This is a genomic window from Streptomyces sp. NPDC058401 (genome assembly GCF_042722885.1).
Classification (GTDB): Bacteria; Actinomycetota; Actinomycetes; order Streptomycetales; family Streptomycetaceae; genus Streptomyces.
Map to the genome: position 1 here is coordinate 1 of NZ_JBHXKA010000240.1, position 5842 is coordinate 5842.

The window sequence follows — 5842 nt, forward strand, 5'->3', positions numbered from 1 at the left end:
CCGCGGGAGATATGTGCAGCTGGGGCCCGCACCCCGAGGGATGCGGGCCCCAGCTGCGAAACGTGCGTCAGTGTCAGGCGGGAACGATGTTCTCCGCCGTCGGGCCCTTCGGACCCGGCGCGATGTCGAAGACGACCTTCTGGCCTTCGGTCAGCTCGCGGAAGCCCTGGGCGGCGATGTTCGAGAAGTGGGCGAAGACGTCGTCGCCGCCACCGTCCTGCTCGATGAAGCCGAAGCCCTTTGCCGCGTTGAACCACTTCACGGTGCCAGCAGCCATGTCATATCTCCTTGGGGCAGTACAGCGGTGTCCGCACTGTGCGGAGACCGTGTCGCCGCGATGATGCCCCGCCCGGAAAATGACCGGAAATATGAAGCGCCGCCATGCGACGCGGAGGTCGACTGGAGATGCCTTAAGTTTTTGGGTACCAAAACTGCAACCAAGATGGACAGTAGCACGTCGCAGTGGATTGCGTGGGCCGAATAAATTCAACCCCTGCGCTGTGCTGAAAACTCTCCTCGCGGCGCCCTTCAAATCCTCAGACCGCCGGGACAGATATTGATTCGCCCCGAGTGCAGTGTTGTGAGGCGCGGGCTATTCGCCGGCCGCGACGCGGGCAGACCGTCGTCGCGCCCGCCTGCACGTGGTCGCGGGCTCTCCGTCGCGTCGTCGCGTGCTCTCCCGCGCGTCGTCGCGTTCCCCGGCACGCCGTTACGGCCCTCCCGGCCCGCACCGACCAGACTGTCCGCATGGTGAGCGCCGGCGTGGAGATCGTGGGGGAACAGGATCGGCCGGGCCGGCTGGCGGCGCTCTCGGACGGTGTCTACGCGATCGCGATCACCCTGCTCGTCCTGAACATCGCGGTACCCGCCGGGCTGGATCCGGCCGGATTCCGGTCGGCGCTGCACGGCACGCTGCCCCAGCTGGGGGCGTACGTGCTGAGCTTCACGATCATCGCGATCTTCTGGGACGACCAGCGCCGCGTCCTGGACCTGCTGCTCAGGACGGACCCCGTCCTGACCCGGATCGCGCTGGCGGGCCTAGGCCTCGTCGCGCTCCTGCCGTTCCCCACCTCCCTGCTGGCCCGCTACCCGCACGAGCCGCTCGCCGTCGCCTTCTACTCCGCCAACCTCGCGGCCGTCGACCTCGCGCAGCTCGCCCTCCTGCTGCTGGTGTGGAAACGCCCGCACCTGACGATCGTGCCGGCCGGGAGGGCGGTGCCCGACGCCGTCTGGAGCATGGCGGCCACCATCGTGGTGTTCCTCCTCGCGGTGCCGCTGGCCTTCCTCTCGACGACGGCCGCCGAGTGGTTCTGGCTGGCACTCGTCCCGGCGCAGCTCACGGTCCGGATCCGGCGGCGATGGCGGCGCACGCGCCAGACCTGACCCCGTGCCCCGGGGCGCCGTAACCAAGGACAAACCGGTGTGAATCGTATGGTTGCGCGGTTGGGGGGGGCAATGGTGCTGCTGACTTGGGAGAGACATGGCTCAGCCCGATAGCGACCGCGACCGCGACCGCACGCGGGTGACCGCGGGGCGGGTGCTGCGCAACCCGCGGATCTGGAAGTTCCCCACCATCCTGGTCTCCCTGGTCGTCGTGGGACTCTCGCTGCTCTACATGGGGGGCGTGGCCAACCCCAACGGGCACCTCCGTGACGTGCCCATCGGCCTGGTCAACGCCGACCGCGGAGCGGACGTGGCGGGCAAGCACCAGAACCTGGGCGCCTCGATCACCGAAGGCATCGCCGACCCGCGTGCCGCCGTACCGCAGGCCTCCTGGCGGCTGCTGGACGCGGACGCCGCGCGCGAGCAGATGAAGTCGGGCAAGCTCTACGGAACCCTCGTGGTCCCCGAGGGCTTCACCGCGGCCGTCCTCGGCCTCGGTACCGCCGCCGGCAGCGCCCCCGCCCGCCCGACCCTGGACGTCCTGACCAACCCGGGCGTGGGCAGCCTGGCCTCCAGCTTCGCCTCCACCATCGCCCAGAGCGCCGCCCACCGCGCCTCCGCCCAGGTGGGCAAGGACCTCACCGCCTCCGCCGCGGCCAAGCCGGGAGGAGGGCCCGCGACCGCGACCGCGGCGGAGCAGCTGATGCTCTCCGACCCCCTGCACGTCGAGGTCCGGCCGGGCCTCCCGCTCGGCGCCCACAGCGGACTGGGCCTGACGGCCTTCTACTACTCGCTCCTGCTGGTCATGGCAGGCTTCCTGGGCGGCAACATCATCAGCAACGGCGTGGACGTCGCCCTCGGCTACGCCGACGGAGAGATCGGCCCCTGGCACAGCCGCCGGCCGACCGTGCCCATCGACCGCAGGCGCACCCTGCTGGTGAAATCCGCGATGTCCGTGGCGCTGGCCGCCGTCACCTCCACGCTGATCATGTTCACGTGCATCACCTTGATCGGTATGGACGCCTCGCACCTGTGGCTGCTGTGGGTGTTCTCCTTCGCCACCAGCGCCACGGTCGGCCTCGGAGTCCAGGCGATCAACGCCACCTTCGGGAGCATCGGGCAGCTGGTCAGCATGTTCGTCTTCATCGTCATGGCCCTGCCGTCCTCCGGCGCCACCGTCCCGCTGGAGGCCCTGCCCGGCTTCTACCGCTGGCTCGCGGTGTTCGAACCCATGCGCCAACTCAGCGGCGGCGTCCGCTCCATCCTCTACTTCGACGCCCGCGCCGACGCCGGCCTCACCCGCGCCTGGCTCATGATCGCCCTCGGCATCGCGGTCGCCCTCCTCCTCGGCTGGGCCGCCACCACCTACTACGACCGCAAGGGCCTGCGCCGCATGGTCCCCGCCTCGACCCCCTGACGGCCGGCGCCGTTGGCAGTGCCTCCTCCCAAGGCCACCGCATGACGAAGTTCCGGCGACACCGCCAACCGGATGGGCCTCCACCGTCAACTGCCCGTCATTACCCCCGAGGTAATCGTTTTCTCCGGCGCCCCCGAAGAAGCTTGATCCAGCGAAGCGATCAAGCGATCACGAACGGGGAACGACATGAGCATGCGGCGGTACACGCGCACCGGAGTGTTCGCGGCGGCCACTCTCCTCGCAGGCCTCACCCTCGGTGCCGCGCCGGCCACCGCCACCGCCGAGGGCGGCGAGTGCGCCGGGGTCCGCGAGAAGGTGGACCGGCTCGAAGGGCGGATCACCCCGAACGCCTGCGCCTTCATGAAGCGGCAGATCGTCTTCGGCGAGGCCCCCAGCCTCCAGACCTACCTGGACATCTTCGACGAGGAGGCCACCCTCTGGGAGGCCGGCGGCAAGCCCCAGCGCGGCCACGAAGCGATCGGCGCCTCGATCAGCAACTCGCTCCGTCTTGTGCCGGACCTCCGCTACCGCGGCACGAACGTGGTCGCCGACGGCGCCGTGATGATGTTCGGCCAGCAGAACACGGTCACCCTCAAGGGTCAGAAGGTCAGCTACCCGCAGATCGCCCGCAACGTCCTCGGCGACGACGGCAAGACCATCCAGGCCCGCCGCTACTACGACCGCTACGAGCTGTTCCGGGTCCTGCCCGAGTCTCAGCGGCCCCGCCCCCTCTTCGCCGGCATCGCCGACCCGGCCGGCCGCGGCCCGCGCGGAGCGGACCCCGACCGGTTCCACGCCCAGGAGATCCCCGCCCGCCTCGCCGCCTGGAACAGCGGGGACACTGCCGCGCTGGCCGCCCGTACCGGCAACGCCAAACTGGCCGGGCCCGGCCTGGACCGGCCGCTGACCACCCAGGAGGGCAAGACCGCCTACCTGCGGCGGCTGTTCGAGAGCGCCGACGTCGAGTTCAAGGCGGGCCAGGCCGCCTTCGGCCGCACCACCACCTACATCGAGTGGCACGGCACGATGACCGACCCCAACGGCACCGACCCCAAGGCCACCGGCATCCCCTTCGGGATCGTCGAGCGCATCGGCCCGAAGGGCGAATGGGAGCTCTCCTTCGACACCCTGCCGGTGATCGCGGACGAGGAAGAGATCCGCAGCCTGTTCAAGGCACTCGCGAGCTAGGTGCGCCAAGGACCCCGAGCAGCGACTCGGCAAGCAATCCGGAGCGCCATCAGGGCAGTTGTGCCACGCGAAGGGCACACGAGCCGGGAGAGGTCTAGACAACAACGAAGCCCCAGGTCGCTGACCTGGGGCTTCGCAGAAGAGCGGATGACGGGAATCGAACCCGCGCTATAAGCTTGGGAAGCTCATGTTCTACCATTAAACTACATCCGCGTAGTGATCCAGTTGCCTGGAGCGCTATCGTTTCTCACCCTACCCCATGATCGACCCCTGGTGAATTCGTCCCGGGAGTGGTGTCGCGTGCGGGGTGCACGGGCTGTCGTGGGGGCGGGAGTTGGGGCGTACCGTGTGGGTGCGGAGCGGCGGCTGGAGTGGGTCTTGTTCATCCCCTAATGTGGCGATTCATCGCAGTACGGCTGGTTGGGGAAAGGGACTCGATGGAGCACACCGTCGTCCGTTGTGCCGAAGGGCACGTGTTCAGCACCGCTTCGTTCCCGCTGCAGCACCTAGGTGCCGGCCGGATCGGGCCGGGGCGGCTGCTGCGGTGTCCGCGCTGTGCGCGGCTGCGGCATGCCGTGCCCGTGGGAGCGGCGCCGAAGCGGTAGGCGCGAGGGAGACAGGACGAGACACCGGCGCGCGGGAATCCGCCTCGATTGGGGCGGCCCGCGCGCTCTGCGTATCCTCGGGACGTGCTTCTCTCCGATAAAGACATCCGGGCCGAGATCGACAGCGGACGGGTTCGCATCGACCCGTTCGACGAGTCGATGGTGCAGCCCTCCAGCATCGATGTACGTCTCGACCGGTTCTTCCGGGTCTTCGAGAACCACCGGTACGCGCACATCGACCCCGCCACCGAGCAGAGCGATCTGACCCGGATGGTCGAGCCGGACGGTGACGAGGCGTTCATCCTCCACCCGGGCGAGTTCGTCCTCGCTTCGACCTACGAGGTCATCTCGCTGCCCGACGACATCGCCTCCAGACTGGAGGGGAAGTCCAGTCTTGGCCGTCTGGGCCTGGTGACGCACTCCACCGCCGGTTTCATCGACCCCGGGTTCTCGGGCCACGTGACGCTGGAGCTGTCGAACCTCGCCACGCTGCCGATCAAGCTCTGGCCGGGTATGAAGATCGGACAGCTGTGTCTGTTCCGGCTCAGCTCGCCCGCGGAGTTCCCGTACGGGAGCGAGCGGTACGGATCGCGGTACCAGGGCCAGCGCGGCCCGACGGCCTCGCGGTCCTTCCAGAACTTCCACCGGACCCAGGTGAGGCACGAGGCATGAGTGACGGAGTGAATGGCGGAGGGAGTGGCGGAGTGCGCGAGAACCTCGACTACGAGGGGTTCGGGCGGGCCGTGCGCGAGCTGGCGCAGACCATCGCCGACGACGGCTACGAGCCCGACATCATCCTGAGCATCGCCCGCGGCGGCGTCTTCGTCGCCGGCGGGCTGGCGTACGCGCTGGACTGCAAGAACATCCACCTGGTGAACGTGGAGTTCTACACCGGGGTGGGCACCACCCTGGAGATGCCGGTCATGCTCGCGCCCGTGCCCGAGGCGATCGACTTCACCGACAAGAAGGTGCTGATCGCCGACGACGTCGCGGACACGGGGAAGACGCTCAAGCTCGTGCACGACTTCTGCCTCGGGCACGTCGCCGAGGTGCGGTCCGCCGTGATCTACGAGAAGTCCCACTCGCTCGTGAAGTGCGAGTACGTGTGGAAGAAGACCGACGAGTGGGTCAACTTCCCCTGGTCGGTCGAACCGCCCGTCGTACGGCGCGAGGGACAGGTTCTCGACGCCTGACAGGCACGAAGACGTACAAGAGGGGCGCGGGGGGCCGGGGGGGGGGGGGGGGCCGC

The 5842-nt window shown here is 68.9% G+C and carries 6 protein-coding genes and 1 tRNA gene; 5 read left to right on the plus strand and 2 right to left on the minus strand.

Features of this window, described 5'->3' with window-relative positions:
* Positions 1-73: 73 nt before the first annotated feature.
* Complete coding sequence (locus ACFWNV_RS38995; RefSeq protein ID WP_383956891.1) at positions 74-277, minus strand: cold-shock protein; 204 nt, start codon at positions 275-277, stop codon at positions 74-76.
* Between the two features lie 470 nt (positions 278-747).
* Between ACFWNV_RS38995 and ACFWNV_RS39000 the strand changes: the two genes are divergently transcribed.
* The 3 genes from ACFWNV_RS39000 to ACFWNV_RS39010 all read left to right on the plus strand — a co-directional run bounded on the left by ACFWNV_RS39000 (position 748) and on the right by ACFWNV_RS39010 (position 3988).
* Positions 748-1383 (plus strand): TMEM175 family protein, encoded by a 636-nt coding sequence (locus ACFWNV_RS39000; protein ID WP_383956894.1) that lies wholly within the window; start codon positions 748-750, stop codon positions 1381-1383.
* 97 nt (positions 1384-1480) lie between these two features.
* Complete coding sequence (locus tag ACFWNV_RS39005; RefSeq protein ID WP_383956897.1) at positions 1481-2800, plus strand: YhgE/Pip domain-containing protein; 1320 nt, start codon at positions 1481-1483, stop codon at positions 2798-2800.
* 186 nt (positions 2801-2986) lie between these two features.
* Positions 2987-3988, plus strand: coding sequence for a hypothetical protein (locus ACFWNV_RS39010; protein WP_383956900.1), 1002 nt, complete (start codon positions 2987-2989; stop codon positions 3986-3988).
* Positions 3989-4130: 142 nt separating this feature from the next.
* Here ACFWNV_RS39010 and ACFWNV_RS39015 read toward each other — a convergent pair.
* Positions 4131-4201, minus strand: a tRNA-Gly gene (locus tag ACFWNV_RS39015).
* Positions 4202-4677: 476 nt separating this feature from the next.
* Between ACFWNV_RS39015 and dcd the strand changes: the two genes are divergently transcribed.
* Both dcd and ACFWNV_RS39025 read left to right on the plus strand, forming a co-directional pair.
* A complete protein-coding gene (gene dcd, locus ACFWNV_RS39020) occupies positions 4678-5265 on the plus strand; it encodes a dCTP deaminase (RefSeq protein WP_053675430.1) in 588 nt (195 codons plus the stop codon).
* The gene (locus ACFWNV_RS39025) at positions 5262-5786 is read left to right on the plus strand and encodes a phosphoribosyltransferase (protein ID WP_383956903.1); all 525 of its coding nucleotides are present in this window, start codon (positions 5262-5264) and stop codon (positions 5784-5786) included. Before dcd ends, ACFWNV_RS39025 begins: the two co-directional genes overlap by 4 nt.
* The last annotated feature ends 56 nt before the right edge of the window (positions 5787-5842 follow it).

What these genes read in the sequence shown, in the direction of transcription:
- ACFWNV_RS39010 (WP_383956900.1), top strand. Translation starts at nt 2,987, where the DNA reads ATGAGCATGCGGCGGTACACGCGCACCGGAGTGTTCGCGGCGGCCACT.
- ACFWNV_RS39000 (WP_383956894.1), top strand. Translation starts at nt 748, where the DNA reads ATGGTGAGCGCCGGCGTGGAGATCGTGGGGGAACAGGATCGGCCGGGC.
- ACFWNV_RS39005 (WP_383956897.1), top strand. Translation starts at nt 1,481, where the DNA reads ATGGCTCAGCCCGATAGCGACCGCGACCGCGACCGCACGCGGGTGACC.
- ACFWNV_RS38995 (WP_383956891.1), bottom strand. Translation starts at nt 277, where the DNA reads ATGGCTGCTGGCACCGTGAAGTGGTTCAACGCGGCAAAGGGCTTCGGC.
- ACFWNV_RS39025 (WP_383956903.1), top strand. Translation starts at nt 5,262, where the DNA reads ATGAGTGACGGAGTGAATGGCGGAGGGAGTGGCGGAGTGCGCGAGAAC.